This is a genomic window from Pseudomonas sp. P2S-1, assembly GCF_057197725.1.
On the sequence record NZ_CM170068.1, the window covers coordinates 4,396,185 to 4,421,286 of the forward strand.

The following is a 25,102-nucleotide window of genomic DNA, read 5'->3' on the forward strand; positions in this document are numbered from 1 at the left end:
CCGGCCCATTCGATAGGTAGGGGGGGTATACCCGTGTCGCACACCCATGTGAAAAAGGACGCGCTGCTCAAGCGCGTGAAGCGCATCGCCGGTCAATTGCAGGCGGTGGAAAAGGCCCTGGAAGAAGGCGCCGACTGCGGCAAGACCCTGCACCTGGTGGCCGCCACCCGCGGCGCCATGAACGGGTTACTGGAAGAGATCATCGAGGACCATGCCCGCGAGCACGTCGCCAATCCCGAGTTGAGCGATGAAGAGCGGGCACAGGGCATGGAAGAACTACTCGAAGCCATCCGGCGCTACTCCAAGTGAGGGATCACCATGAACCAGCACGCGCACGATCATCAGTTCCTCGGCTCCGCCCATGACCAGAACGCCCGCCGTACCTTATGGGTGGTGATTCTCACGCTGGTGATGATGGTGGCCGAGATCGCCGCCGGTTATATCACCGGATCCATGGCCTTGCTGGCCGATGGTTTCCATATGGCGACCCATGCCGGTGCACTGGGTATCGCGGCGGCGGCCTATGCCTATGCGCGGCGGCATGCGGGGAGTTCGCGGTACAGCTTCGGCACGGGCAAGGTGGGGGACCTGGGTGGGTTCGCTTCGGCGCTGATCCTCGGCATCGTTGCCTTGAGTGTGGGTGTCGAGTCGACGATTCGGCTGTTCCAGCCGGGTGACGTGCAGTTCGACATGGCGATCTTCATTGCCGTGATCGGGTTGGTGGTGAATATCGTCAGTGCGCTGCTGCTGGGGCATGGGCACGGTCATGACCACCATCATCATGATGAGCATGGGCACGAGCATCATCATCACCACGACAACAACCTGCGTTCGGCGTACCTGCATGTGATTGCCGATGCGCTGACCTCAGTGCTGGCGATTGCTGCCTTGCTGGCCGGGCGGTTCCTGGGCTGGGTGTGGCTGGATCCGGTGATGGGGATTGTCGGTGCGCTGGTGATTGCGCGCTGGTCGTGGAGCTTGATGAAGGTCACGGCGGGGGTGCTGCTGGATCAGACGGACGAGCATGTCGCCGAGGAGATTCGCGAGCTGGTGGAGAAGCCCGGGGATGCGCGGATTACTGATCTGCATGTCTGGCGGGTGGGGCCGGAGGCGCATGCGGCGATTGTCAGTGTGGTGGGGAAGGCTGGGGTGGATCTGGCGAGTATTCGGCAGCGGTTGGTGCCGGTGCATGAGGTGCGGCATTTGACGGTTGAGGTGCAGGTGGGGTGAGGGCGGTGTCGGGAATTGCATCGTATAGAAGGCATTTTGCGGCAAAGGCCGGGAAATGACTCCTATACGATGCATTTTCAGGCTGCACAACATCCATTGATGTAGCGCGAACCCTGTGGGAGCGGGTTTACCCGCGATTGCGATGGTGAATTCACTACCGCAATCGCGGCGGTTCGGCGCTCCGATGAACCCGCTCCCACAGGGTTCAAGTCGTGCTTTAGAACTGTTCTTTACGCGATACCGCAGCCGGAAAGGCTGGGGCCCCACAGGACCTGAGTAAGTCTCGACCCCGTGCTCAGAACAACCTGAGACTGAAAGCATCGCCGGAGGTGCTTGAGGATGCCCTCCGAATAGCCTCGTACTGGGCCCTGGTTAACGGGCCGTCGTCTGGCTCGTACTTCGGCAGCCAACGATTCGCAAGCTCCCGTAAAGCCCGATGCACCAGCTCATCGCGGCTCATCCCGGTTATCGCCATCAACCTCTCGAAAGTCGCAACATCCAATGTTGAAGGCGTATCTTGCTGTGGCATACGAAGCAGCAGGCAATGGTTTTCTTCATCAGGCATGGACAGCACCTTGATCGACAGATGAGGGAGGGCTGATGAGATCCTAGTAAAACCGAGTCAGCGTTCTACTCATCAAGATTTCAAACCATTTCCTGAAAGCCCCTTCTCGCTGGTCTCTATTTCCCCCGTAACAAGCCGAAGCACTCTCCTTAATTCACCCTCCGAACCCACCACTATCCTTGCAAAACCGCACGACGCGGCCCCGCATCGATCATGGAGTGTTCATGTCCCTCGCCATCGTCCACAGCCGCGCCCAGGTGGGGGTGCTGGCGCCGCCCGTTCTTATCGAAGCCCATCTCGCCAACGGTCTGCCGACCCTGACCCTGGTCGGGTTGCCCGAGGCCACGGTCAAGGAAAGCAAGGACCGGGTGCGCAGTGCGATCGTCAATTCGCGGCTGGAGTTTCCCCAGCGGCGGATCACCCTCAACCTCGCGCCTGCGGATCTGCCTAAGGACGGCGGGCGTTTCGATCTGGCGATTGCGCTGGGTTTGTTGGCAGCCAATGGGCAGTTCACCCAGGCAGCGCTGGACAAGGTGGAGTGTCTCGGCGAGCTGGCGTTGTCCGGGGCGGTGCGGCCGGTGCAAGGTGTGCTGCCCGCCGCGCTCGCCGCCAGGGATGCGGGGCGGGCGTTGGTGGTGCCGAAGGCGAATGCCGAGGAGGCCTGTATGGCCTCGGGGCTGGAGGTGTATGCGGCGGACAATCTGCTGGAGCTGGTCGGGCATTTCAGCGGGCAGCAGCCGTTGATGCCGTATCAGCCCAATGGGTTGTTGCTCAATCCCCGGCCTTATCCGGATCTGAGCGAGGTGCAGGGGCAGTTGGCGGCGAAGCGGGCGCTGCTGGTGGCTGCGGCGGGGGCGCATAACCTGTTGTTCAGCGGGCCGCCGGGGACTGGAAAAACTTTGCTCGCCAGTCGCCTGCCCGGCTTGTTGCCGCCGCTGGATGAACGCGAGGCACTGGAAGTTGCGGCGATCCAGTCGGTAGCGAGCCCGAAGCCGCTGGATTGCTGGCCGCAAAGACCGTTCAGACATCCCCATCATTCGGCCTCCGGACCTGCCTTGGTCGGTGGCGGGTCACGTCCGACACCCGGCGAAATCACCTTGGCCCACCACGGCGTCCTGTTTCTCGATGAACTACCCGAGTTCGAACGTCGCGTGCTGGAGGTGCTCCGCGAACCACTGGAATCAGGAGAAATTGTGGTCGCCCGGGCCAAGGACCGAGTGCGGTTTCCAGCACGCTTCCAGCTCGTTGCAGCAATGAACCCCTGCCCCTGTGGATATCTCGGCGACCCCACCGGCCGCTGCCGCTGCAGCAGCGAACTGGTGCAGCGCTATCGCAACAAGCTATCCGGCCCGTTACTGGACCGGATCGACCTGCATCTCACCGTCGCCCGTGAAGCCACGGCACTCTCCCCCACCAGCGAAGACGGCCCCGACAGCGCCACCGTCGCCCGCCAGGTCGCCATCACCCGTGAGCGCCAGCAGCAGCGCCAAGGCTGTGCCAATGCCTTCCTCGACCTGCCCGGTTTGCGCCGACATTGCAGGTTATCCACAGAGGACGAGAAATGGCTGGAACATGCCTGCGAGCGCCTGACCCTGTCGCTGCGGGCGGCGCATCGCTTGCTCAAGGTGGCGCGGACGTTGGCGGATCTGGAAGAGGTCGAGGATATCCGGCGGGAGCATCTGGCGGAGGCGTTGCAGTATCGGCCGGCGGGGCAAGAGTAAGCAGAGCAATCAGACCGTGGAAGGCGGAACCCAGTCCTCAACCCTCAAGCCCGGCACGCGGTCGAATTCGCGGCGATTGTTGGATACGACGATCAGACCTTGGGAGCGGGCATGTCCGGCAATCATCTGATCATAAGGGCCAATCGGATTGCCAAGCCGAGCAAGCTCTGCGCGCAACTGCCCAGTGTGGGCAGCTGCTTCATGGTCGTATTTGAGCACCTCCAGACGAGCCGCAAATCCTTCGACGTCAGCAAGATTGCGCTCGGGATTCGCGGACTTCTCGGCTCCATATACCAACTCCATCAAGGTCACGGTGCTTATGCACATCTGTCCATGATGGCGCTTGAAGATTTCCCGAACCTCAGAGGGACGGTTCTTGATAGTGAAGATGCAGATGTTGGTATCGAGCATGAACTTGAGCATCAAAACGCCTCCCGCTCCTGGTCTTCGGGTTGCTCACGTTCTGCCATGAAATCTGCGGTGACGCCCTCGCTCTCAAACCAACTATCCCAGGATTCGCCAGCCGGCGTGATGATCCTGGTACGTCCGAGGGCTACAACATCGACGCGCTTCACATCCTCTGGAAGAGCGACAGCCTTGGGCAGCCTTATGGCTTGGCTGCGATTACTCTGAAAAACTGCACCTTGTTCCATAGATCACCTCAAGGGATATATAAAGCGTATATCCCATAGTAGACGCCATTTGGGATATGTCAACGGGATATGTCACCACTACTCCCCACCGCCTCTGCCACTGCAAACAAGCCCCGCCAACACCGAGTCCACCAACGCCTTGGCCATTTCCGCTTGCTGGGCGATACCAATCACCAGGGCATGATCGTTGGCAGTGAGGTGCGAAGCGGCATCGCAAGCAGACGCGCGCAAGCAATTGAGCAACAGACAGGCGTGGACCAGCGCATCTTCAGCACAGAGTTCCTCACTGACGTTGAACATGCACTTGCCATTGAAATCGTGGGGGCCAAAAGATATGCCGCGGGTTTTGAAACGGGAAAAGTCGAAGGGCGGTGGATCGGGGACGGGCTTCTTCATAGCGCAACTCCTATTGCAGTTGAGCTGACACCGATACGCTGCGAAACGGAGGGTGGCAGCTGTACGTGGGTTCGCAGACCGGGCAATAGGAACCGGCGCACCCGAAGGTGCCCCACGCACAGCCGCCATTGAAGAGACGCCTCTCAAAAGAGGGCGAAACTGATGACAAGCTGCGTCTATTGCTTCGAGCTGCGACACCCGATCACTGCAACATGAAGGTCTGAGCCTGGGTTCGCAACAGAGCAACAGGCCGCGCAGTATGATTCAGAAGCGTCTGACAGAAAACGGCCACAAACCATTGTGAAATCTGTTGTTTCGAATGACATTTGAGATCGCATCGCTGGCAAGCCAGCTCCCACAGGGACTGCATGCACCGTACCTGTGGGAGCTGGCTTGCCAGCGATGAGGCCATCAGCCACACCATACCCATCCAAGGCCCAACTCCCGAGAACCCCATGCCCTACCCCCTCCTGCTCGGCGCCTTCCTCCTGCTTCTCGACCTGCTCCTCTGGCGCTCAATCCCCGTGGAACGCCGCAACTGGCGCACCGCCGCCCGGGTCGTGGCCTTCCTGCTGTTCACCGGGGTGCTCCTGAGCGCCGGCATCAGCCCGCTGCAACCCCCGCCCTGGCCCGAGGACCTGGCCCGCAACCTGGTCGCCACGGTGCTGGAAATCACCTGGTGGCTGTTCGCCGCGCGCACGCTGACCGTGGTCATCGGCCTGCTCCTGATCGCCCGCAGCGGCCACACCGGCCGCTTGCTCCAGGACGTGCTGGGCGCCGTGATCTTCCTGGTCGCCATCGTCGCCGCAGCCGCCTACGTGATGCAGCTTCCGGTCAAAGGTCTGCTGGCGACCTCCGGGGTGATGGCCATCGTGATCGGCCTGGCCTTGCAGAGCACCTTGAGCGATGTGTTCTCCGGTATCGTCCTGAACACCACCCGCCCCTACCAGATCGATGACTGGATCAGCATCGACGGCACCGAGGGCAAGGTGATCGATATCGACTGGCGCGCCACCCGCCTGCTGACCGGCAACGGCAGCATGGCGGTGATCCCCAATTCGGTGGCGGCCAAGGCCAAGCTGCTCAATTTCAGCCGGCCCAACGATGTGCATGGGGTGTCCATCAGCGTGGTGGTGCCGGCCAGCGTGCGCCCGCGCAAGGTGCTCGATGCACTGGAGAAGACCCTGCAAGGCAGCAGCGCCCTGCTCGCCGTGCCCAAGCCCAAGGCGACGATCAAGACCTCGACCCTGGAGTCGGTGGAGTACGAGGCCAGCGGCTTCGTCGCGGCGATGGACCAGAAGACCAGCGTGCGCAACCAGATGTTCGACCTGGCCCACCGTCACCTGGTCGCCGCCGGGGTGATCTGGAACCCGGAAAACGATACCCGCCCCTGGAGCCGCCAGCGCAGCCTGCTGGAGGACGTGCGCATCTTCCGCGCCCTGAGCAGCGAGGAGAAGGACAGCCTGAGCCAGCGCATGATCGCCGTGGAGTACCCGGCCGACCAGGTGATCCTCGGGGTCGACGAGGCCTCCGATCATGTATTGGTGATCGGCACCGGCGTGGTGTCGGCGGCGGTCCACGATGGCGAGAAACTGCTGGAGGCCGGGCGCATGGGGCCGGGTGAGGTGCTCGGCGTCGAGGGTTTGCTGGACGACGCCATGTCAGCCGCGGAATTCCGCACCCTGACCAGTTGCCTGCTCTATCGCATCGACAAGGCCGAGGTGAAGCAGTGCCTGGAACAGCGCCATGAAGTGAAGGATGCCCTGGGCAAGCTCCAGAGCGTCCGCCAGCAGAACAGCCAGTCGCTGCTGCTGCAGAAACCCGCCGCGATCAAGAAAGGCGGCTTCCTGCACTGGCTGCAGCGTAAACCTTAAAGGCATCGATATCTGAACGACGCCGTGCTCGTAGGAGCGTGGCTTGCCCGCGAAGGACCGCGCAGCGGTCCCAAATTCTCATTGTTGCCACCATTTCTGGGAGCGCTTCGCACTCCTTCGCGGGCAAGCCACGCTCCTACCTGAACCGCGCCAGCCTTTAAAGCACCACCCGCAGGCACTGGCCGGCGTGATACAGCGAGAACCCGGTTTCATAGAAACCGGTGCGCAACCCGGGCACCGCCACCGGTTTCATCGGCGAGAACGGTATCGGCAGCGTCGCCGGGTCGTCCTGCATCAGGAACCGGGCAAACGCCTTGCCGATCACCGTGCCGGTGGTGTTGCCACGGCCGTTGTAGCCGGTGACAGCGACAATGCCCGGCGCCGGCTCGAACAGGCGCATGAGGTGGTCCGGGGTGAAGTCGATGCAGCCGGTCCAGTGCATTTCCCATTCGACCTTGCCCAGCGCCGGGAAGTAGTGCCCCGCGATGCGGTCGGCCCAGCTGCGGATGAACCATGAGGGCTTGTTGTCGACCCGGCCGAGGCTGCCCAGCAACAGGCGGCCCTGGTCGTCGCGGCGGATGCTGCTGAGAACGGTGCGGGTGTCCCAGGAACCCTGGCCGTGCTTGAGCACATTGTCGGCGGCGGTGCCGTGCAGCGGTACCGAGGCGACCTGGTAGTAGTAGCCGCGGAAGAAGTGCTTTTGCAGGTCGGTCCAGTCGCCTTCGGTGTAGGCGCCGGTGGAGATGACCACCTTTTCGGCCTCGACCACGGCCTGCGCGGTCTTCACCTGCCAGCCCTTGTTGCCGTTGCGCTCCAGGCCCTGCACCGGGGAGCGCGGGTGGATGCGTCCGCCAAGGCGTTCGACGGCCTCGGCCAGGCCACGGGTGTAGGCCATGGGGTTGAGGGTGCCGGCGCGGCGGTCGAGCAGCGCGGCGGAGATCTGGCGGGTGCCGCAGTAGTCTTCGCAACGGGCGCCGGTGAGCAGTTCGACGTCGGCGCCGCGGCGGGTCCATTGTTCGTGGCGGGCCTCGAGGTCAGCGACCCCGGTGGCGTTGTGCGCCATGTGCAGGGTGCCTTCGTTGCGCGCCTGGCAGTCGATGCCAAGGCGCTGGATCAGCGCGAAGACTTCCGCCGGGGCCTCGCCCAGGACCTTGTTCAGGCGGCTGCCCTGCTGCTGGCCGAGGGTGGCCTCGACATCGTCGGGGCGGATCCAGGTGCCGGCATTGACCAGCCCGACGTTGCGGCCGGAGCCGCCGTGGCCGATGTCACGAGCTTCGAGGAGGACCACCGATTTGCCCTGTTCGAGCAGGTGCAGGGCGGCGGAAAGACCGGTGATGCCGCCGCCGATGATGCAGACATCGGCGACGGCGTCAGTGGTGAGCGCCGAGGCGGGGGCCGGGGGCGGGGTGATGTGTTCCCACAAGCATTGTTGACGCAGGTCGACCATAGGTGGGCTCCCCGGAGCAGGTATTGATCTTGTTATTTCTGAACCTGAAAAAGCATCGCTGGCAAGCCAGCTCCCACAGGGACCGTGGCGGCCCAGCAGGAGTGTGCTTGCTTGCGAATCAGTCGAACACGATGCCCTGGGCCAGCGGCAACTCCCGCGAGTAGTTCACGGTATTGGTCTGCCGGCGCATATACGCCTTCCAGCTATCCGACCCGGACTCACGCCCGCCACCCGTTTCCTTCTCGCCCCCAAAGGCCCCGCCAATCTCCGCGCCACTGGTGCCGATATTGACGTTGGCGATCCCGCAGTCACTGCCCGCCGCACTCTGGAAACGCTCGGCCTCGCGCAGGTCGGTGGTGAAGATGCACGAGGACAGGCCTTGCGGCACTTCGTTGTTCAGGCGCAGCGCTTCGTCGAAATCATCGTAGGCCATCACATAGAGGATCGGCGCGAAGGTCTCGTGGCGCACCACCTCGGTCTGGCCAGGCATTTCGACGATGGCCGGAGCAACGTAGTAGGCATCCGGATACTGGTCAGCCAACTGACGCTCGCCACCGAACACCTGGCCACCCTCGTCACGGGCACGGGCCAGCGCGTCCTGCATTGACAGGAACGACGCCTTGTCGATCAGCGGACCGACCAGGTTGCCCTCGCGCGGATCACCAATGCGCACCTTGCCGTAGGCGGATTTGACCCGCGCCACTACTTCATCCTTCACCGAGCGATGCACGATCACCCGACGCAACGTGGTGCAACGCTGCCCGGCCGTACCGACGGCGCTGAACAGCACGGCACGCACGGCGAGGTCGAGATCGGCACTCGGGGCGAGGATCATGGCGTTGTTGCCGCCCAGTTCGAGGATGCTGCGACCGAAGCGCGCCGCCACACGCGGCCCGACTTCACGGCCCATGCGGGTGCTGCCGGTAGCGCTGACCAGCGGCACGCGCGGATCATCCACCAGCGCCTGGCCGGCATCACGATCGCCGATGATCACCTGGCTCAAGCCCGCAGGCGCCTCGCCGAATTTCGCCAGGGCCTTTTCGAACAGCGCCTGGCAGGCCAGGGCCGTCAGCGGCGTCTTTTCGGAAGGTTTCCACACCACGGCATTGCCGCAGACCAGCGCCAGCGTGGTGTTCCACGCCCACACCGCGACCGGGAAGTTGAAAGCGCTGATCACGCCGACCACGCCCAGCGGATGCCAGCTTTCGCGCATATGGTGGCCAGGGCGTTCGGAAGCGATGGTCAGGCCGTAGAGTTGACGCGACAGGCCAACGGCGAAGTCGCAGATATCGATCATTTCCTGCACTTCACCCAGGCCTTCCTGGGTGATCTTGCCGGCTTCCACCGAGACCAGCTCACCCAGCTCCGCCTTGTATTCACGCAGCACTTCACCGAACAGGCGCACCAGCTCGCCGCGACGCGGCGCCGGCACGTTGCGCCAGGCTTCGAAGGCCTGCTGCGCCTGGGCGATCTTCGCGCCCACGGCTGCGGCCGGCTCCAGCTGCACCGAAGCGATCACGCTGCCGTCGATTGGGGTGTGAACGGGATGGTTGCCCTTGGTGTAGGCACTGGCCGGGACACCCAGGCGGTCAAGCAGTCCATCAACCATTTTGTTCTCCTGCAAGGCGGTGAAAGGTTGTAATCGTTGGTGGGGATCAGTATTAATCCGATCACTCTGGCGCAACAAACGACCTTTATTCCGCACATCATTCCGTCAGGTAATGATCCTGGAGCTCCGCAATGTCCAAACGCCTGGTGCCGTCGATGGCCGCCCTGCAATGTTTCGAAGCCGCCGCCCGGCACCTGAGCTTCACCCGCGCCGCCGAGGAACTGCACCTGACCCAGAGCGCAGTGAGCAAGCAGGTGGCGCAACTGGAGGAGATGCTCCGCCATCACCTGTTCCTGCGCATCCGCCGGCGTCTGCAACTCACCCCCGCCGGCGCGCTGTACCTGGCCGAGGTGAACAAGATCCTCACCCAGGTGGACATGTCCAGCCGCTACATCATGTCCTACGGCGAGCAGACCGAAGTGCTCAAGGTCGCCACCCAGCCCAGCTTCGGCGTGCGCTGGCTGATCCCGCACCTGAAGGGCTTCGGCAAGCGTTATCCGAATATCCACCTGGATATCCGCAACGAGATGGAGCCGTTCTCCCTGCTGCAGGCCAAGGCCGATGTGGTGTTCTTCTATGGCCAGGGCACATGGCCCGGGGCGACCTGCATCGAGCTGTTCGGCGAAGAGGTATTGCCAGTGTGTGCGCCTGACCTGCTGCAAGGGCGCAGCCTGACCGACGCCAGCGAATTGTCCGACTTCGTCCTGCTGCAAAGCACGACGCGTCCGGAAGCCTGGCACGAATGGTTCCTCGAACAGGGCCTGCACTCGCCCAACAGCTATCACGGCCCGCGCTTCGACACCTTCCATATGTGCCTGAGTGCGGCCCAGGCCGGTTGCGGCGTGGCGCTGGTGCCGGGTTACCTGGCCGAGGCCGATATTGCCGAGGGCAAGCTGGTGGTGCCCTGGGCGCACCGCATGCGCAGCAACGGCGCGCATTTCCTGGCGTTCTCCGAACATGCCGCCGAGGTGCCCAAGGTGCGCTGCCTGGTGGACTGGATCGCCGAACAGGTCGCCGCGGAAAAGTCCTGAATTTACGGAATGACTGCTCGACTTTTTTTCGCTTGAAGTCAGTCAGCATTCCTCGCTTTCATGTATGCGTGCCCGACCACTCACCAGGAAGCCCGCGATGCCCGCAGAAGATTTCGTCAGCCCGGACCTTATCCGCGCGCGGTTTTCCGCCGCCATGTCGTTGATGTACAAGCAGGAAGTCCCGCTCTACGGCACGCTGCTGGCGCTGGTGAGCGAGGTCAACCGGCAGGTGATGGCGATGCGCCCGGAGGTGGCCGAGGCGCTGCGCTGGACCGGTGAGGTGGAACGCCTGGACCAGGAACGCCACGGCGCCATCCGCGTCGGCACGGCGGCGGAGCTGGCGACCATCGGTCGACTGTTCGCGGTGATGGGCATGCAGCCGGTGGGCTACTACGACCTGAGCTCCGCCGGGGTGCCGGTGCATTCCACGGCGTTTCGTCCGGTGCATGAGCAGGCGCTGCATATCAGCCCGTTCCGGGTCTTCACCTCGTTGCTGCGCCTGGAGCTGATCGATGATCCGGACCTGCGCGAGCTGGCCCGGTCGATCCTGGACAAGCGTCAGATCTTCACGCCGCGTGCCTTGCAGTTGATCGAACAAAGCGAGCAGGAGGGCGGCCTGAACGACGCCGATGCCCAGGCGTTCGTCGACGAAGCGCTGCACACCTTCCGTTGGCACCATGAAGCCACGGTGACGGCGCAGGAGTACCAGCAACTGCACGACCAGCATCGTCTGATCGCCGATGTGGTGGCGTTCAAGGGCCCGCATATCAACCACCTGACCCCGCGCACCCTGGATATCGATGCGATCCAGCTAGGGATGCCGGCCCACGGGATTCCGCCAAAGGCAGTGATCGAGGGGCCGCCGACGCGGCGCCATCCGATCCTGTTGCGCCAGACCAGCTTCAAGGCGTTGCAGGAGTCGATTGCCTTCCGTGATGCGCAGGGCAGCCATACGGCGCGCTTTGGCGAGATCGAACAGCGTGGGGCGGCGCTGACGCCGAAGGGGCGGCTGCTTTATGACCAACTGCTCGATGCCACCCGTGATGCGCTGGGCGGGGTGCCTGCGGAGAGTAACGCCGACCGCTACATGAGCCTGCTGGCCGAGACGTTCCGGGCGTTTCCGGATGATCTGCGGCAGATGCGCGAGCAGGGGCTGGCGTACTTCCGGTACTTCCCGACGGAGAAGGGGCTGGCGGCGAAAGAGCAGCCCGAGACGCTGGAAGGGCTGATCGAAGCGGGGCATGTCCACTTCGAGGCGCTGGTGTACGAGGATTTTCTGCCGGTCAGTGCGGCGGGGATTTTCCAGTCCAACCTGGGGGATGACGGTCAGGCGGAGTATGGCAGCAATGCCAATAGGGAGGCGTTCGAGCAGGCGTTGGGGATGGTGGTGCAGGATGAGTTGGCGTTGTATGCCGAGAGTGAAAAGCGCTCTATCGAGGCCTGCATCAAAGCCCTGAAACGGCTTGAGTAATGAGGTTGTCAGGTCTGGCCTAATCGCTGGCAAGCCAGCTCCCACAGGGATCACCTCAGGCCTGAGCCTTGCAGAGAACCTGTGGGAGCTGGCTTGCCAGCGATGAGGCCAGCATGAACAAAGAAACTTAGTGGCGAACGCGGAAGCGGTCCACCTCCTGCCGCAACTGCCCCGCCAACCCTTCCAGTTGACGCGCCGTGGTCGCCAGATCGTTCGCCACTTCCCGCTGATCATGGTTGGTCGTGGCAATGCTCTGCAGGTTGCTGCTCAGCACCGTCGCCGTCGCACTCTGCTCCTGGGTCGCGGTGGTGATCACCGCGAACTGCTCCCCGGCACTGCGGCTCTGCTCGTCGATGCGCGCCAGCGCCTCGGCGACCCGGGCGTTGCGCTCCAGCCCCTCGCGCATCAGGCGGTTACCTTGCTCCATGGTGCTGATGGCATGCCCGGTCTGCTGCTGCACGCTGTCGATCATCGAGGAGATTTCATCAGTGGCCTGGCGGGTACGCGCCGCCAGGTGCCGAACCTCGTCGGCGACCACGGCAAACCCACGCCCCTGCTCCCCGGCCCGCGCCGCTTCGATGGCGGCATTGAGCGCCAGCAGGTTGGTCTGCTCGGCAATCGAGGTGATGGTGCCGACGATGCCGCCGATGTCCTGGGAGCGGGCACCCAGAATGTCGATGACCTTGGCGGTGTCGCCCAAGGCTTCGGCAATCTGCTGCAGCGAGGTCGAGGCTTCGTCCATCGACGCCCGCCCGATCCGCGTCTGCTGGGCATTGTCCCGGGCCATGCGCTCGGTGCTGCCCATGCTGTCGGCGATATTCGCCGAGGTGGCGCTGAACTCTTCCACCGCGCCGGCCATGCTGGTGATCTCACCGGATTGCCGGTCCATGCCATCGCAGGCACCCGCCGAGAGATCGGCCAGGGCATGGGCACGCTGGCCGACTTGCTGCGACGCCTCGCGGATACGCACAACCATGTTCGCCAGCGCTTCGCCCATATGGTTGAAGCTGGCGGCCAACTGGCCGATCTCGTCCTGGCTGGTGACCTGCAGACGCACATCCAGGTCACCCGCGCCCAGCGCTTCGGCCTGATGCACCAGGTCGCTCAGCGGCCGCAGCTTGCGCCGCAACAGCCAGAGCGTGGCGCCCACCGCGAGCAGCATCGCCAGCAGGCTGCCAATCGCCAGGCGGGTACCGACGCTCCAGGTCACCGCGCGGATTTCTGCTTCCGGCATGCTCGCCAGCACGGTCCAAGGGCCGCCGGCGAACGGCATGGCGACGCTGTAGAGATCTTCCACGCCGTCATTCCAGAAGCGCCCTTCACCCGGCTTGCCGACGAAGCCGGCCGCCTCGCTGGCGGCCTTTGCCAGGTCGGTCACGCCCGCCGGCGGCACCAGCCAGCGGCCTTGCTCGTCGAGCAGGGCCAGGGAGCCGGTCTGGCCGATGCGGAAGCGCTTGAGGTTGTCGAACTGGTTCTTCTGCGCGTCGGTGTAGTCGAAGCCGACGAAGAGAATGGCGATGACCTGCCCGCCAGCATCACGCACCGGGGTGTACTGGGTCATGTAGAAGCGGTCGAACAGCAAGGCGCGCCCGACGTAGGACTGGCCGCTCATGATCCGCCCGTAGGCCGGGCTCTGCCGGTCGAGCAAGGTGCCGATGGCGCGGCTGCCATCCTGCTTGGTCAGCGAGGTGCTGATGCGCACGAAGTCGTCGCCGCTGCGCACGAAGATCGTGGCGACGCCGGCGGTCATCTGACGGAATTCATCGACTTCGCTGAAATCGTTGTTCAGCGCCTGGCCGTCGAGGAACAACCCGGGAGCAGCGATGCCGGCCACGGGAATGGACGTTCCCGCCTGCACGGTCAAACCGCTGAAGCGCTTTTCGAACAACCCGGCGAGGCGCTGGGTACTGTCCTTCAGGGAGTCGTGGAAAGTCCCGAGCTGGTCAGCCAGCAGCCGGGCTTCACTGGTCAGGTGCTCCTGGCGGGTGATCAGGTTGGCGTGGTCGAGGGAGCGCAGGGCGAACAGGGTACTGCCGGTGATGACAACAGCCAGCACGGCGGCAAGCGCAAGGCCAAGCTGCGAGGCAATCCGGGCGCGGGGTCGAGACATGAAAACTCCTGGCGAAGTAAGGCCGGGATCATCCTGATCGCGGGGGCACGATGGGCGGGTCGGACGGGCCTCATTCCGGGCCCTTGCCTGCTAATTCGGCTTGGCGCGGGATTACTTGAGCGCAGGGCGCGGTTATTTCACGCGCAAACGTTCATTCGCCGCTGTTGGTAGCATTTGCCCGCAGCATTTCCACATCTGGCAGCTGCATCGCCCGTGCCTCACCTTGCAGGAAGTCGCTGAGCCGACGCAGGCGCTCGCCACCGGGACGGGTGCGTGGCCAGACCAGATAGTAGTCCAGCCCGCTGGCCACCGCCGCCGGCCAGGGCAGACTCAGCCGGCCCTGGGCGACATCCTCGGCGACCATCAGCAAATCGCCCATGGACACGCCATAGCCGCGGGCGGCAGCGATCATGCCCAGCTCCAGGGTGTCGAACACCTGGCCGCCCTTGAGCGAAACGGCTTCGGTGAGGCCCATGCGTGCCAGCCAGGTGCGCCAGTCGCGCTTGTCCGGGGTCGGGTGGAGCAATTCGCACGCGGCAAGTTTTTCCACATCCCAGGGACCGTCCTTGAGCAACTCCGGCGCGCCCACCGGCACCAGCCATTCGGAGAACAGGCAGCTCACCTCCCAGTCCGGCGGGAAGTGCCCGTCGCCCAGCAGTACGGCGCAGTCGAAGGGTTCCTGGTTGAAGTCGACATGGTCCACGTCCATCCAGGCGCTGGTCAGTTGCACCTCGTTGCCCGGCTGCAGATGGCGAAAGCGGCTGAGCCGGGCCAGCAGCCAGCGCATGGTCAGGGTCGAAGGCGCCTTCATGCGCAGCACGCCCTCTTCGCTGCGCAGGGTGCTGCAGGCCCGCTCCAGGGCGCCGAAGCCTTCGCGTACGCCGGGCAGCAGCAGGCGCGCCGCCTCGCTCAGTTGCAGGCTGCGACCGTTGCGGATGAACAGGCGGCAGGCGAAATGCTCCTCGAGGGTGCGGATATGCCGGCTCACCGCGCTCTGGGTGATGTTCAACTCATCCGCGGCACGGGTGAACGAGCTGTGCCGCGCCGCAGCCTCGAAGGCGCGCAGGGCGTACAGCGGGGGAAGACGACTGGACATGAAGGACCTCCGTAAGGACGCATCTTCGCATGAGTTTTAATCATGCCAATGATCGCTTTTATCCTTTTGTGCGCAACCGCGCAAAGGTCGAGAATTGGCGGCTTGTCACTTCATTTTTCGAGGAATCCGACCATGCAGGCGGCGCCAACCCATGAACTCAAGGCACTGTTGCGGCTGGCGGGGCCGCTGATTGCCTCGCAGTTGGCGCATATGCTGATGCTGCTCACCGACACCCTGATGATGGCCAGGATCAGCCCCGAGGCCCTGGCCGGCGGCGGCCTGGGTGCGGCGAGCTATTCGTTCGTGTCCATCTTCTGCCTCGGGGTGATCGCCGCGGTCGGTACCCTGGTCGCCATCCGTCATGGCGCCGGCGACACCGAAGGCGCCACCCGCCTGACCCAGGCCGGGCTGTGGCTGGGCTGGGTGATGGCGGTGGTGGCGGCGCTGGTGCTGTGGAACCTCGGGCCGGTATTGCTGCTGCTCGGGCAGACACCCGGCAACGTCGAGAACGCCGGGCACTTCCTGCTGTTGCTGCCCTTCGCCCTGCCCGGCTACCTGACCTTCATGGCCCTGCGCGGTTTTACCAGTGCGCTGGGGCGCTCGTCGCCGGTGATGGTCATCAGCCTGGTGGGGACGGTGGTCAACTTCCTGCTCAATTACGCGCTGATCGAGGGCATGTTCGGCCTGCCGAAGCTGGGGCTGGTGGGTATCGGCCTGGTGACGGCGGTCGTCGCCAACTGCATGGCGGTGGCCCTGGCCTTGTATATCCGCCAGCACCCGGCCTATGCGCCCTACCCGATCCGCAGGAACCTGTCGCGGCCATCGATGCCGGCGCTGCGCGAGTTGTGGCGCCTGGGCCTGCCGATTGGCGGGACCTACACCGTGGAAGTCGGCCTGTTCGCCTTCGCCGCGCTGTGCATGGGGACCATGGGCAGTACCGAACTGGGCGCGCACCAGATCGCCCTGCAGATCGTCTCGACGGCGTTCATGATCCCGGCGGGGTTGTCCTATGCGGTGACCATGCGCGTCGGCCTGCACTACGGCGCCGACCGGCTGCTGGCGGCGCGGCATGCCGGGCGGGTCGGGATCGGCTTTGGCGCGGCGGTGATGCTCGGGTTCTCGGTGTTGTTCTGGCTGAAGCCGGAGGCGCTGGTGGGGTTGTTCCTCGACCTGGAGGATCCGGCGTTTGCCGGGGTGGTGAAGCTGGCGGTGAGCCTGTTGATGGTGGCGGCGTGGTTCGAGCTGTTCGACGGAATCCAGACGGTGGCCATGGGCTCGATTCGCGGGCTGAAGGATGCCAAGACCACCTTCCTGGTGGGGCTGTGCTGTTACTGGCTGATCGGGGCGCCGGCGGCGTGGGTGATGGCGTTTCCGCTGGGGATGGGGGCGGTCGGCGTGTGGTGGGGGCTGGCGTTGGGGCTGGCGTTTGCGGCGGTGGGGCTGACGCTGGCGTTCGAGTGGCGGATGAAGCGGATGATTGGTGGGGTTGGACTGGGGGTGCCGGTTCGGTCCTGAGATGTGCTTTGTTCTTTAGGGCCCTATCGCTGGCAAGCCAGCTCCCACAGGTCCAGCGGTGCACCCGGTCCCTGTGGGAGCTGGCTTGCCAGCGATGAGGCCCGGGAGGTTTACAAAGCAACCGGCCTTTGCGAGGCATTCAGCAGCAGGAACTCCACCAGCGGCTCGATCGCCAGCGGCTTGCTGATAAGGAAGCCCTGGATCTGGTCACAGCCAAAGCTGCGCAACAGGTCCAGTTGCTCCTCGGTCTCCACCCCTTCCGCCACCACTTCCAGATGAAGGTTGTGCGCCAGGTTGATCATCGCGTGCACCAGCTTGCGGTTCTCTTCCCGCGTTTCCATGCCGCCGACAAAGCTGCGGTCGACCTTGAGCAAGGTGATCGGCAGGCTGTTGAGGTGGACGAAGGACGAGAAGCCGGTACCAAAGTCATCCAGCGAGAAACGCACGCCCAGGCGCCCGAGGGCGTCCATGGTCTGCTTGACCAGGTCGTTGCGGCGCATCACCGCCGTTTCGGTCAGTTCGAACTCCAGCCAGCGGGCATCGACACCATGCTGGACGATCAAGCGGCTGAGGGTCGCCAGTAACTGGCTGTCCTGGAACTGGCGGAACGACAGGTTTACCGCCATGTGCAACGGCGCCAGGCCGCGCTCCCGGAGAATCTGCATGTCGCGCAAGGCCCGGGAGATCACCCAGTAACCCAGGGGCACGATCAGCCCGCTCTGCTCGGCCAGCGGCACGAACTCGCTGGGCGGCAGCAGGCCGCGTTCGGCATGGCGCCAGCGCACCAGGGCTTCGAGGCCGACGATACGGCCCTCCTCCAGGTCCAGGCGCGGCTGGTAGTGCAGTTCCAGTTCGTCGCGGCGCAGGGCGCGGCGCAGCTCGCCTTCGAGGTCGGCCAGGCTGCGGGCGTTGCGGTTAATCCGCTCATCGAAGATGTGATAGGTGCAGCCGTGCACGCCCTTGGCCTGCTGCATGGCGATATGCGCGTGCCACATCAGCGGGTCGGCACCGGCCTGGGCACGGGCATGGGCGACACCCAGGCTGCACCCGACCAGCAGGCTTTCGCCGTCGATCCAGTAGGGTTCGGCCAGGGCTTCGACGATCCGCTCGGCCACGCGCTCGGCGCGCTGCGGTTCGCGGCGGGTGTCGATCAGCAGGGCGAACTCGTCGCTGCCCAGGCGGGCCACGCGGTCACCGGCTTCCAGCTGGCTCTTGAGCCGGCCGACCACTTGCAGGATCAAGCGGTCGCCACCCTGGTGACCAAGGGCGTCGTTGGCATGGCGGAAGTTGTCGAGGTCGAGGTGGCCGAGGGCAACGCCGCGGCCTTCGTTCTCGGCCAGGCGCGCGGTCAGCAGGGTCTGGAAGCCCTGGCGGTTGGCGATGCCGGTGAGCGGATCTTCCTCGGCCAGGCGCTGCAGGGTGGCTTCCAGCACACCGCGCTCGCGCACGTGGCGCAGGCAGCGGCGCAGGGTGTCGCTGCCCAGTTGGCCACGCACCAGCCAGTCACTGACCCCCGGCGGCGCCTTGGCCGGCTCGGCGTCGAGCAGCAGCACCATGGGCAGGTCGCAACGCCCCGGCGCCGGCTGGCGGCCCGGTGTGGTCAGGACCACCGCGTTACGGTCGCGGGCGAACAGGCTGTCCACCGACTCCCAGGTCGGCGCCGTCAGCAATACCGCAGTGCCCGCCAGCGGCAACAGAGACTCGCCGAGGGCAACCGCCCACTCGGACTCTTCAGCCAGCAGGAGCAAACGCAACGGTTCGGCAGGCGTAGACAAGCTCTCTCCTTAGTTAGCAGTACGCGGACGCAGACAGGGTAACGGGCGAATCATTGGCGACAACGACGTCAATGTAAATGATTTTCACTTTTATCAACCGCCCTGCCCCGGGGAAATCCATCCAGACGGGGGTGCATCCTGATGGAAAGTAGCAGAGCCGGCAAATTTAGATATTGTGCTGCGTCACACTGTCAGACGGTCGCGCCATGACGGCGAAGCCCTGTTAAACTGCGCGGCTATTTTTCAGCCACCCCCGGTTTCCGTCATGTCCCGACTCAATCCCCGGCAGCAAGAAGCCGTGAACTACGTCGGCGGCCCGCTCCTGGTACTCGCCGGCGCAGGCTCCGGCAAGACCAGCGTGATCACCCGCAAGATCGCCCACCTGATCCAGAACTGCGGGATCCGCGCCCAGTACATCGTGGCCATGACCTTTACCAACAAGGCCGCGCGGGAGATGAAGGAGCGGGTCGGCACCCTGCTGCGCAAGGGCGAGGGGCGCGGCCTGACGGTGTCCACCTTCCACAACCTCGGTCTCAACATCATCCGCAAGGAACACGTGCGCCTGGGCTACAAGCCCGGCTTCTCGATCTTCGACGAGACCGACGTGAAGGCGCTGATGACCGACATCATGCAGAAGGAATACTCCGGGGACGACGGCGTAGACGAGATCAAGAACATGATCGGCGCCTGGAAGAACGACCTGATCCTGCCCCCCGAGGCCCTGGAAAAGGCGCGCAACCCCAAGGAGCAGACCGCGGCCATCGTCTATTCCCACTACCAGCGCACGCTCAAGGCGTTCAACGCGGTGGACTTCGACGACCTGATCCTGCTGCCGGTGAAGTTGTTCGAGGACAACCCGGACATCCTGGAAAAGTGGCAGAACCGCGTGCGCTACCTGCTGGTGGACGAATACCAGGACACCAACGCCAGCCAGTACCTGCTGGTGAAGATGCTGATCGGCACGCGCAACCAGTTCACCGTGGTCGGCGACGATGACCAGTCGATCTACGCCTGGCGCGGCGCGCGTCCGGAAAACCTGATGCTGCTCAAAGACGACTACCCGTCGTTGAAGGTGGTGATGCTGGAGCAGAACTACCGCTCCACCAGCCGCATCCTGCGCTGCGCCAACGTGCTGATCTCGAACAACCCCCACGCCTTCGAGAAGCAGTTGTGGAGCGAAATGGGCCACGGCGACGAGATCCGCGTGATCCGCTGCAAGAACGAGGAAGCCGAGGCCGAGCGGGTGGCCATGGAGATCCTCAGCCTGCACCTGCGCACCGACCGGCCCTACAGCGATTTCGCCATCCTCTATCGCGGCAACTACCAGGCCAAGCTGATCGAGCTGAAATTGCAGCACCACCAGGTGCCGTATCGCCTGTCCGGCGGCAACAGCTTCTTCGGCCGCCAGGAAGTGAAGGACCTGATGGCCTACTTCCGCCTGCTGGTGAACCCGGACGACGACAACGCCTACCTGCGGGTGATCAACGTACCGCGTCGGGAAATCGGCTCGACCACCCTGGAAAAGCTCGGCAACTACGCCACCGAGCGCAAGATCTCGATGTACGCCGCCAGCGAGGAGCTGGGCCTGCGCGAGCATCTGGACAGCCGCTTCACCGACCGCCTGCACCGCTTCAAGACCTGGATGGACAAGGTTCGCGAGCAGGTGGCCCTGGAAGATCCGATCGCCGCGCTGCGCAGCATGGTGATGGACATCGATTACGAAAACTGGATTCGCAGCAACAGCTCCAGCGACAAGGCCGCGGACTTCCGCATGGGCAACGTCTGGTTCCTCATCGACGCGCTGAAAAGCACGCTGGAGAAGGACGAGGACGGCGACATGACCATCGAGGACGCCATCGGCAAGCTGGTGCTGCGCGATATGCTGGAGCGCCAGCAGGAAGAGGAAGACGGCGCCGAGGGCGTGCAGATGATGACCCTGCATGCCTCCAAGGGCCTGGAATTCCCCTACGTGTTCATCATGGGCATGGAGGAGGAGATCCTTCCGCACCGCTCCAGCATCGAAGCCGACACCATCGAGGAAGAGCGCCGCCTGGCGTACGTCGGCATTACCCGTGCGCGCCAGACCCTGGCCTTCACCTTCGCCGCCAAGCGCAAGCAGTACGGCGAGATCATCGATTGTTCGCCGAGCCGCTTCCTGGATGAGCTGCCCGACGACGATCTGGCCTGGGAAGGCCTGGACGACGCACCGGTAGAGGTCAAGGCGGCACGCGGCAATACGGCACTTGCCGATATCCGCGCCATGCTCAAACGGTAGATAATCAACCCCTTCAATCGCCCTGGCCCATGCCGGGGCCTTTTGCTTACATCCGAGGAAACACCCGTGGAAGCACTGCACCAGAAGATTCGCGAAGAAGGCATCGTGCTTTCCGATCAGGTCCTGAAAGTCGATGCGTTTCTCAACCACCAGATCGACCCGGCGCTGATGGCCCTGATCGGCGACGAATTCGCCCGTCTGTTCGCCGATTCCGGCGTGACCAAGATCGTCACCATCGAAGCCTCGGGCATCGCCCCGGCGGTGATGACCGGCCTGAAGCTGGGCGTTCCGGTGATTTTCGCGCGCAAGCACCAGTCCCTGACCCTGACGGAAAACCTGCTGACCGCGTCGGTGTATTCCTTCACCAAGCAGACCGAGAACACCGTGGCCATCTCGCCGCGTCACCTGAACAGCAGCGACCGCGTGCTGGTGATCGACGACTTCCTGGCCAACGGCAAGGCGTCCCAGGCGCTGATCTCGATCATCAAGCAGGCCGGTGCCACCGTTGCCGGTTTGGGTATCGTCATCGAGAAGTCGTTCCAGGGCGGCCGTGCCGAGCTGGACAGCCAGGGTTATCGCGTTGAATCGCTGGCCCGGGTGAAATCGCTGGAAGGCGGCCAGGTCACCTTCCTCTGACCGAGCCGGCTCCGGCCCGGATGTGAAAAGCCCGCCGCCACATCACTGTGGCGGCGGGCTTTTTCATGTCTGCAAGTTTTGTGGTGCCTGTGAGGGCCCTATCGCAGGCAAGCCAGCTCCCACAGGGACCGGGTGCGCCGCTGGACCTGTGGGAGCTGGCTTGCCAGCGATGAGGCCCTCAACGTTCGCGCAAGGCCTCGGCCCGGGCGCGGATGATCGGCTTGAGCAGGTAGCTCAACACACTCTTCTTGCCGGTGATGATATCCACCGACGCCACCATCCCCGGGATGATCAGCAGCGGTTTCTCGTCAGTCCCCAGGTGACTGCGCTCGGTACGCAGCTTGATCAGGTAGAAGGTGTTGCCCTCTTCATCGGTGATGGTGTCCGCACCGATCTGCTCCAGCTTGGCCTTGAGCCCGCCATAGATGGTGAAGTCATACGCCGTGAACTTGACCATGGCTTCCTGGCCCGGGTGCAGGAAGGCAATGTCCTGCGGCCGGATCCGCGCTTCCACCAGCAAGGTGTCGTCCAGTGGGACGATCTCCACCAGGTCGCTGCCCGGCTGGATCACGCCACCAATGGTGTTGACCAGCACCTGCTTGACGATCCCCCGCACCGGCGAGGTGACCAGGGTCCGGCTGACCCGGTCTTCCAAGGCCTTGCCTGTGGCTTCGGTCTTGTTCAGGTCGGTACGGGCTTCGTTGAGCTGGGTCAGGGCATCGCTGCGGAACTTGCCGCGAGTCTCGTCGATCTTGCGCTCGACTTCCTTGACCGCCGACTCCGCCCGCGGGATCGCCAGGGTGGTGGCGTCGAGCTGGCCACGGTTTTCCACTTCGGCACGCTTGAGGCGCAGCACTTCCACCGGGGACACCGCACCCTGTGCTACCAGCGGCTCCGACATGCCGATTTCCTGACGCAGCAGGTTCAGGCTGTTGCGGTACTGGGCTTGCTTGGAGCCGAACTCGCGCAGTTCCTGCTGCCGCTGTACCAGTTGCTCCTGGAGACCGCCGATTTCATCCTGCAACTGCTGACGACGGCTGTTGTACAGGGATTCTTCGTTGGCCGCCTGGCTCGGTGCCGCCTTGCGCAACTCGGCGTCGATGTTCAGCGGCCGGTCCTCGACCTCGGCACTCAGGCGTTCGACCCGCAGGGCCAGGCCCACGCGGTCGGCCTCGGTTTCGCCAACGTTGGAGACGAAGCGGGTGGCATCCAGGCGCAGCAGCGGCGCGCCGGCTTCGACCACTTCACCTTCACGGGCGAAGATCTCGGAGACGATACCGCCCTCCAGGTTCTGGATCTTCTGCAGCTTGGACGACGGAATCGCCTTGCCGTCGCCCCGGGTAACTTCGTCGAGTACCGCGAAGTTGGCCCAGAGCACCAGGAACAGGAAGAAGCAGATGATGCCCCAGATGGTCAGCCGCACGATGCGCGGGGCGTCTTCCACCAGCGCCTTGTTGACCTCCGGCAGCGGCTCGCCGCCGAAGGATTGCGAACCCTTGAAATAGCCGCGCAGGGTGTCCTTGAAGCATCCCACTCCAGACTTAAGCAACACTGATCTGCCCCTTCTTCAGTGCATCCATGACAGCAGCTTTAGGGCCATCGGCAACGATCTGGCCGCGATCGACCACTATCAGGCGGTCGACCAGGGTCAGCAACGAGGCACGGTGGGTCACCAGCAACACGGTCTTGTTCTCGATCACCGCCTGCAAGCGCTGCTTGAGGCGCTCTTCACCGGTGTTGTCCATGGCCGCGGTAGGCTCGTCGAGCAGGAGAATCTGCGGGTTGAGCAACAGCGCGCGGGCCAGGGCGACGTTCTGCCGCTGGCCGCCGGACAGGTTCTGGCCACGTTCGCCGACCTGCAGTTCATAACCTTGCGGGTGCAGGCGGGCAAATTCGTGGACACCCGCCAGCTCGGCGGCCTGCAGGACCATTTCGTCCTCGACGTAACGGGCGCCGCTGACCAGGTTGTCACGCAGAGTGCCGGCCAGCAGCTGGATATCCTGGGGCACATAGCCGAGGTTGTGGCGCAGTTCGCTGACGTCGATCTGGCGAATGTCCACGCCATCGATCAGCAGCGAACCGGCGTCGGCCTCGTACAGGCCCACGATCAGCTTGGCCAGGGAGCTCTTGCCCGAGCCGCTGCGGCCGATGATGCCGACCTTCTCGCCGGGACGGATGGCCAGGCTGATGTTCTTCAATGCCGGGTTCTGCTGGTTCGGGTAGGTGAAGTCGACACCACGGAATTCCACGGCGCCCTGCAACACGCGGCGGCTCAGCGGACGCTCCTCGAAGTTGCGCTCCTGCGGCAGCTCCATCATCTGGTCGGTGGAGACCATGGTCACCTTGGCCTGCTGGTAGCGGGTCAGCAGGCCGGCCAGCTGGCCCAGTGGCGCGAGGGCGCGGCCGCTGAGCATGTAGCAGGCGATCAGGCCGCCCATGCTGAGGTTGCCGGCCATGATCTGGTACACGCCGAAGCAGATCAGGGTAACGCCGGCCATCTGCTGGATCAGCAGGGTGATGTTCATCGCCAGGCCGGAAAGCACCTTGACCCGCAGTTCCAGGCGGCTGAGGGTGCCGATGGTCTGCTCCCACATGTACTGGCGTTCGCTTTCGGCGTTGTTGACCTTGACCGCGTCGAGGCCGGCGAGGGTTTCGATCAGGCTCGACTGGCGCTCGGAGGCCAGGGCCATGGTCCGTTCGAGGGTCGCGGTCAGCGGTTTCTGCAAGGCATAGCCGATACCCAGGGCCAGCGGGAAGGCCACCACCGGAATCCACACCAGGTGCCCGCCGATGATACCGATCACCATCAGGATCAGCAGGGTGAACGGCAGGTCGATCAGGCTGGCCAGGGTCAGCGAGGCAAGGAAATCACGCAGCCCCTGGAACTCATGGATGTTCTGGGCAAAGCTGCCGACCCGCGCCGGGCGGTACTTCATCGACATGCCGACGATGCGCTCGAACAGCGTGGCGGAAATGATCAGGTCGGTCTTTTTCCCCGCCAGATCGAGGCAAAGGCTGCGCAAGCCCTTGAGGATCAGGTCGAAGACATAGGCCCCGGTGATGCCAATGGCCAGCACCCACAGGGTCGAAGTGGCCTGGTTCGGCACCACGCGGTCGTAGACGTTCATCACGAACAGCGGCGCGGCCATGGCGATAACGTTGATGATCAGGCTGGCGGCGATGGCGTCGGCATACAGCCAGCGCGAACGCTTGAGGGTATCGCGGAACCAGGAACGGGCACGCGGGATCAGGTTACCGTGGTTGACGTCGAACTTGTGCTGCGGCTGGGCGAAGAACACCCGCCCGGTGTAGTCCGCTTCCAGCGCCTCGCGGCTGACATGCACCTCGCCGCCATCGCTCTCGCTGAGCAGCAAGCGCGCAGTGTTGTCATTCTCCCAACCCAGCAGCACCGTGCTGCGCCCACCCTTGAGCAGGAGCATGGTGGGCATGGCGATCGAGGGGATGTGCTCCAGCTTGCGCTGCAAGAGACGCCCTTGCAGCCCGGCCCGCGCCGCCGCCCGTGACAGCAGCTCGGGGCTCAGGCGCTGGGCCGGCAGTGGCAGGCCGGTGGTGAGCATGGCGCGGCTGGCCGGCTTCTGGTGCAACACGCAAAGCGACAGCAGGCTGTCCAGCAGCGGGTCATCGTGCAGGCTTCGCGGGTCATGGGTGAGGTTTCTGCTGACAAATGAATCCACGCG

Annotated in this window: 21 protein-coding genes and 1 pseudogene; 10 read left to right on the top strand and 12 right to left on the bottom strand. The window is 64.1% G+C overall.

The window, feature by feature from the left end:
* Positions 1-33 precede the first annotated feature (33 nt).
* Positions 34-309 carry a metal/formaldehyde-sensitive transcriptional repressor gene (locus AC2CQI_RS19680; RefSeq protein WP_075802801.1) on the top strand — a complete coding sequence of 92 codons (276 nt, stop codon included), beginning with the start codon at positions 34-36 and terminating at the stop codon, positions 307-309.
* A 9-nt stretch (positions 310-318) separates the two neighbouring features.
* Positions 319-1,230: a CDF family Co(II)/Ni(II) efflux transporter DmeF gene (dmeF, locus tag AC2CQI_RS19685; RefSeq protein WP_484577647.1), complete on the top strand. Its 912-nt coding sequence runs from the start codon at positions 319-321 to the stop codon at positions 1,228-1,230.
* A gap of 295 nt (positions 1,231-1,525) precedes the next feature.
* Here the strand turns inward: dmeF and AC2CQI_RS19690 are convergent, their stop codons facing one another.
* Positions 1,526-1,795 (bottom strand): hypothetical protein, encoded by a 270-nt coding sequence (locus AC2CQI_RS19690; protein ID WP_075802799.1) that lies wholly within the window; start codon positions 1,793-1,795, stop codon positions 1,526-1,528.
* A 224-nt stretch (positions 1,796-2,019) separates the two neighbouring features.
* Here AC2CQI_RS19690 and AC2CQI_RS19695 point away from each other — a divergent pair, with 224 nt between their 5' ends.
* Entirely contained in the window at positions 2,020-3,516 is a 1,497-nt protein-coding gene (locus tag AC2CQI_RS19695; RefSeq protein ID WP_484577648.1) for a YifB family Mg chelatase-like AAA ATPase, read from the top strand.
* Between the two features lie 9 nt (positions 3,517-3,525).
* On the opposite strand, the gene vapC is transcribed toward AC2CQI_RS19695, so the two are convergent.
* The 3 genes from vapC to AC2CQI_RS19710 form a co-directional block, all read right to left on the bottom strand.
* Positions 3,526-3,939, bottom strand: a complete 414-nt coding sequence (gene vapC / locus AC2CQI_RS19700; protein ID WP_075802797.1) for a type II toxin-antitoxin system tRNA(fMet)-specific endonuclease VapC — start codon at positions 3,937-3,939, stop codon at positions 3,526-3,528.
* Positions 3,939-4,169 (bottom strand): type II toxin-antitoxin system VapB family antitoxin, encoded by a 231-nt coding sequence (vapB, locus tag AC2CQI_RS19705; protein WP_075802796.1) that lies wholly within the window; start codon positions 4,167-4,169, stop codon positions 3,939-3,941. The genes vapC and vapB overlap by 1 nt, the downstream gene beginning before the upstream one ends.
* A 78-nt stretch (positions 4,170-4,247) precedes the next feature.
* Positions 4,248-4,565, bottom strand: coding sequence for a DUF6124 family protein (locus tag AC2CQI_RS19710; RefSeq protein ID WP_075802795.1), 318 nt, complete (start codon positions 4,563-4,565; stop codon positions 4,248-4,250).
* Between the two features lie 455 nt (positions 4,566-5,020).
* Here AC2CQI_RS19710 and AC2CQI_RS19715 point away from each other — a divergent pair, with 455 nt between their 5' ends.
* The gene (locus AC2CQI_RS19715; protein ID WP_484577649.1) at positions 5,021-6,439 is read left to right on the top strand and encodes a mechanosensitive ion channel domain-containing protein; all 1,419 of its coding nucleotides are present in this window, start codon (positions 5,021-5,023) and stop codon (positions 6,437-6,439) included.
* 157 nt (positions 6,440-6,596) lie between these two features.
* Here AC2CQI_RS19715 and amaA read toward each other — a convergent pair whose 3' ends face one another.
* Complete coding sequence (gene amaA, locus AC2CQI_RS19720) at positions 6,597-7,886, bottom strand: L-pipecolate oxidase (RefSeq protein ID WP_484577650.1); 1,290 nt, start codon at positions 7,884-7,886, stop codon at positions 6,597-6,599.
* 118 nt (positions 7,887-8,004) lie between these two features.
* On the bottom strand, positions 8,005-9,495 hold the full coding sequence (gene amaB / locus AC2CQI_RS19725; RefSeq protein ID WP_075802792.1) for an L-piperidine-6-carboxylate dehydrogenase: 1,491 nt from the start codon (positions 9,493-9,495) through the stop codon (positions 8,005-8,007).
* 131 nt (positions 9,496-9,626) lie between these two features.
* On the opposite strand from amaB, the gene AC2CQI_RS19730 reads away from it, so the two are divergent.
* Together AC2CQI_RS19730 and hglS are read left to right on the top strand one after the other, a co-directional pair.
* Positions 9,627-10,526, top strand: a complete 900-nt coding sequence (locus tag AC2CQI_RS19730) for a LysR family transcriptional regulator (RefSeq protein WP_484577651.1) — start codon at positions 9,627-9,629, stop codon at positions 10,524-10,526.
* 97 nt (positions 10,527-10,623) lie between these two features.
* Positions 10,624-11,997 (top strand): 2-oxoadipate dioxygenase/decarboxylase HglS, encoded by a 1,374-nt coding sequence (hglS, locus tag AC2CQI_RS19735; protein WP_484577652.1) that lies wholly within the window; start codon positions 10,624-10,626, stop codon positions 11,995-11,997.
* Between the two features lie 127 nt (positions 11,998-12,124).
* Here the strand turns inward: hglS and AC2CQI_RS19740 are convergent, their stop codons facing one another.
* The 3 genes and pseudogenes from AC2CQI_RS19740 to AC2CQI_RS19750 all read right to left on the bottom strand — a co-directional run bounded on the left by AC2CQI_RS19740 (position 12,125) and on the right by AC2CQI_RS19750 (position 15,203).
* Positions 12,125-12,994: a methyl-accepting chemotaxis protein gene (locus tag AC2CQI_RS19740; protein WP_484580643.1), complete on the bottom strand. Its 870-nt coding sequence runs from the start codon at positions 12,992-12,994 to the stop codon at positions 12,125-12,127.
* A 45-nt stretch (positions 12,995-13,039) separates the two neighbouring features.
* Positions 13,040-14,107, bottom strand: a pseudogene (locus AC2CQI_RS19745) (Cache 3/Cache 2 fusion domain-containing protein); the annotation flags it as partial.
* A 151-nt stretch (positions 14,108-14,258) separates the two neighbouring features.
* Entirely contained in the window at positions 14,259-15,203 is a 945-nt protein-coding gene (locus tag AC2CQI_RS19750; RefSeq protein WP_484577653.1) for a LysR substrate-binding domain-containing protein, read from the bottom strand.
* Positions 15,204-15,232: 29 nt separating this feature from the next.
* Here AC2CQI_RS19750 and AC2CQI_RS19755 point away from each other — a divergent pair, with 29 nt between their 5' ends.
* Both AC2CQI_RS19755 and AC2CQI_RS19760 read left to right on the top strand, forming a co-directional pair.
* Entirely contained in the window at positions 15,233-15,358 is a 126-nt protein-coding gene (locus tag AC2CQI_RS19755; RefSeq protein WP_256721066.1) for a hypothetical protein, read from the top strand.
* A complete protein-coding gene (locus AC2CQI_RS19760; protein ID WP_484577654.1) occupies positions 15,336-16,718 on the top strand; it encodes a NorM family multidrug efflux MATE transporter in 1,383 nt (460 codons plus the stop codon). Before AC2CQI_RS19755 ends, AC2CQI_RS19760 begins: the two co-directional genes overlap by 23 nt.
* Before the next feature lie 110 nt (positions 16,719-16,828).
* Here the strand turns inward: AC2CQI_RS19760 and AC2CQI_RS19765 are convergent, their stop codons facing one another.
* The gene (locus tag AC2CQI_RS19765) at positions 16,829-18,493 is read right to left on the bottom strand and encodes a putative bifunctional diguanylate cyclase/phosphodiesterase (RefSeq protein WP_075805247.1); all 1,665 of its coding nucleotides are present in this window, start codon (positions 18,491-18,493) and stop codon (positions 16,829-16,831) included.
* A 265-nt stretch (positions 18,494-18,758) separates the two neighbouring features.
* Here AC2CQI_RS19765 and rep point away from each other — a divergent pair, with 265 nt between their 5' ends.
* Positions 18,759-20,768, top strand: a complete 2,010-nt coding sequence (gene rep / locus AC2CQI_RS19770; RefSeq protein ID WP_075805246.1) for a DNA helicase Rep — start codon at positions 18,759-18,761, stop codon at positions 20,766-20,768.
* A 66-nt stretch (positions 20,769-20,834) separates the two neighbouring features.
* A complete protein-coding gene (locus AC2CQI_RS19775; protein ID WP_009395836.1) occupies positions 20,835-21,404 on the top strand; it encodes a xanthine phosphoribosyltransferase in 570 nt (189 codons plus the stop codon).
* Positions 21,405-21,582: 178 nt separating this feature from the next.
* On the opposite strand, the gene AC2CQI_RS19780 is transcribed toward AC2CQI_RS19775, so the two are convergent.
* Both AC2CQI_RS19780 and AC2CQI_RS19785 read right to left on the bottom strand, forming a co-directional pair.
* On the bottom strand, positions 21,583-22,956 hold the full coding sequence (locus AC2CQI_RS19780) for an HlyD family type I secretion periplasmic adaptor subunit (RefSeq protein ID WP_484577655.1): 1,374 nt from the start codon (positions 22,954-22,956) through the stop codon (positions 21,583-21,585).
* Positions 22,946-25,099 (bottom strand): type I secretion system permease/ATPase, encoded by a 2,154-nt coding sequence (locus AC2CQI_RS19785; RefSeq protein ID WP_075805244.1) that lies wholly within the window; start codon positions 25,097-25,099, stop codon positions 22,946-22,948. Before AC2CQI_RS19785 ends, AC2CQI_RS19780 begins: the two co-directional genes overlap by 11 nt.
* Between the last annotated feature and the right edge of the window lie 3 nt (positions 25,100-25,102).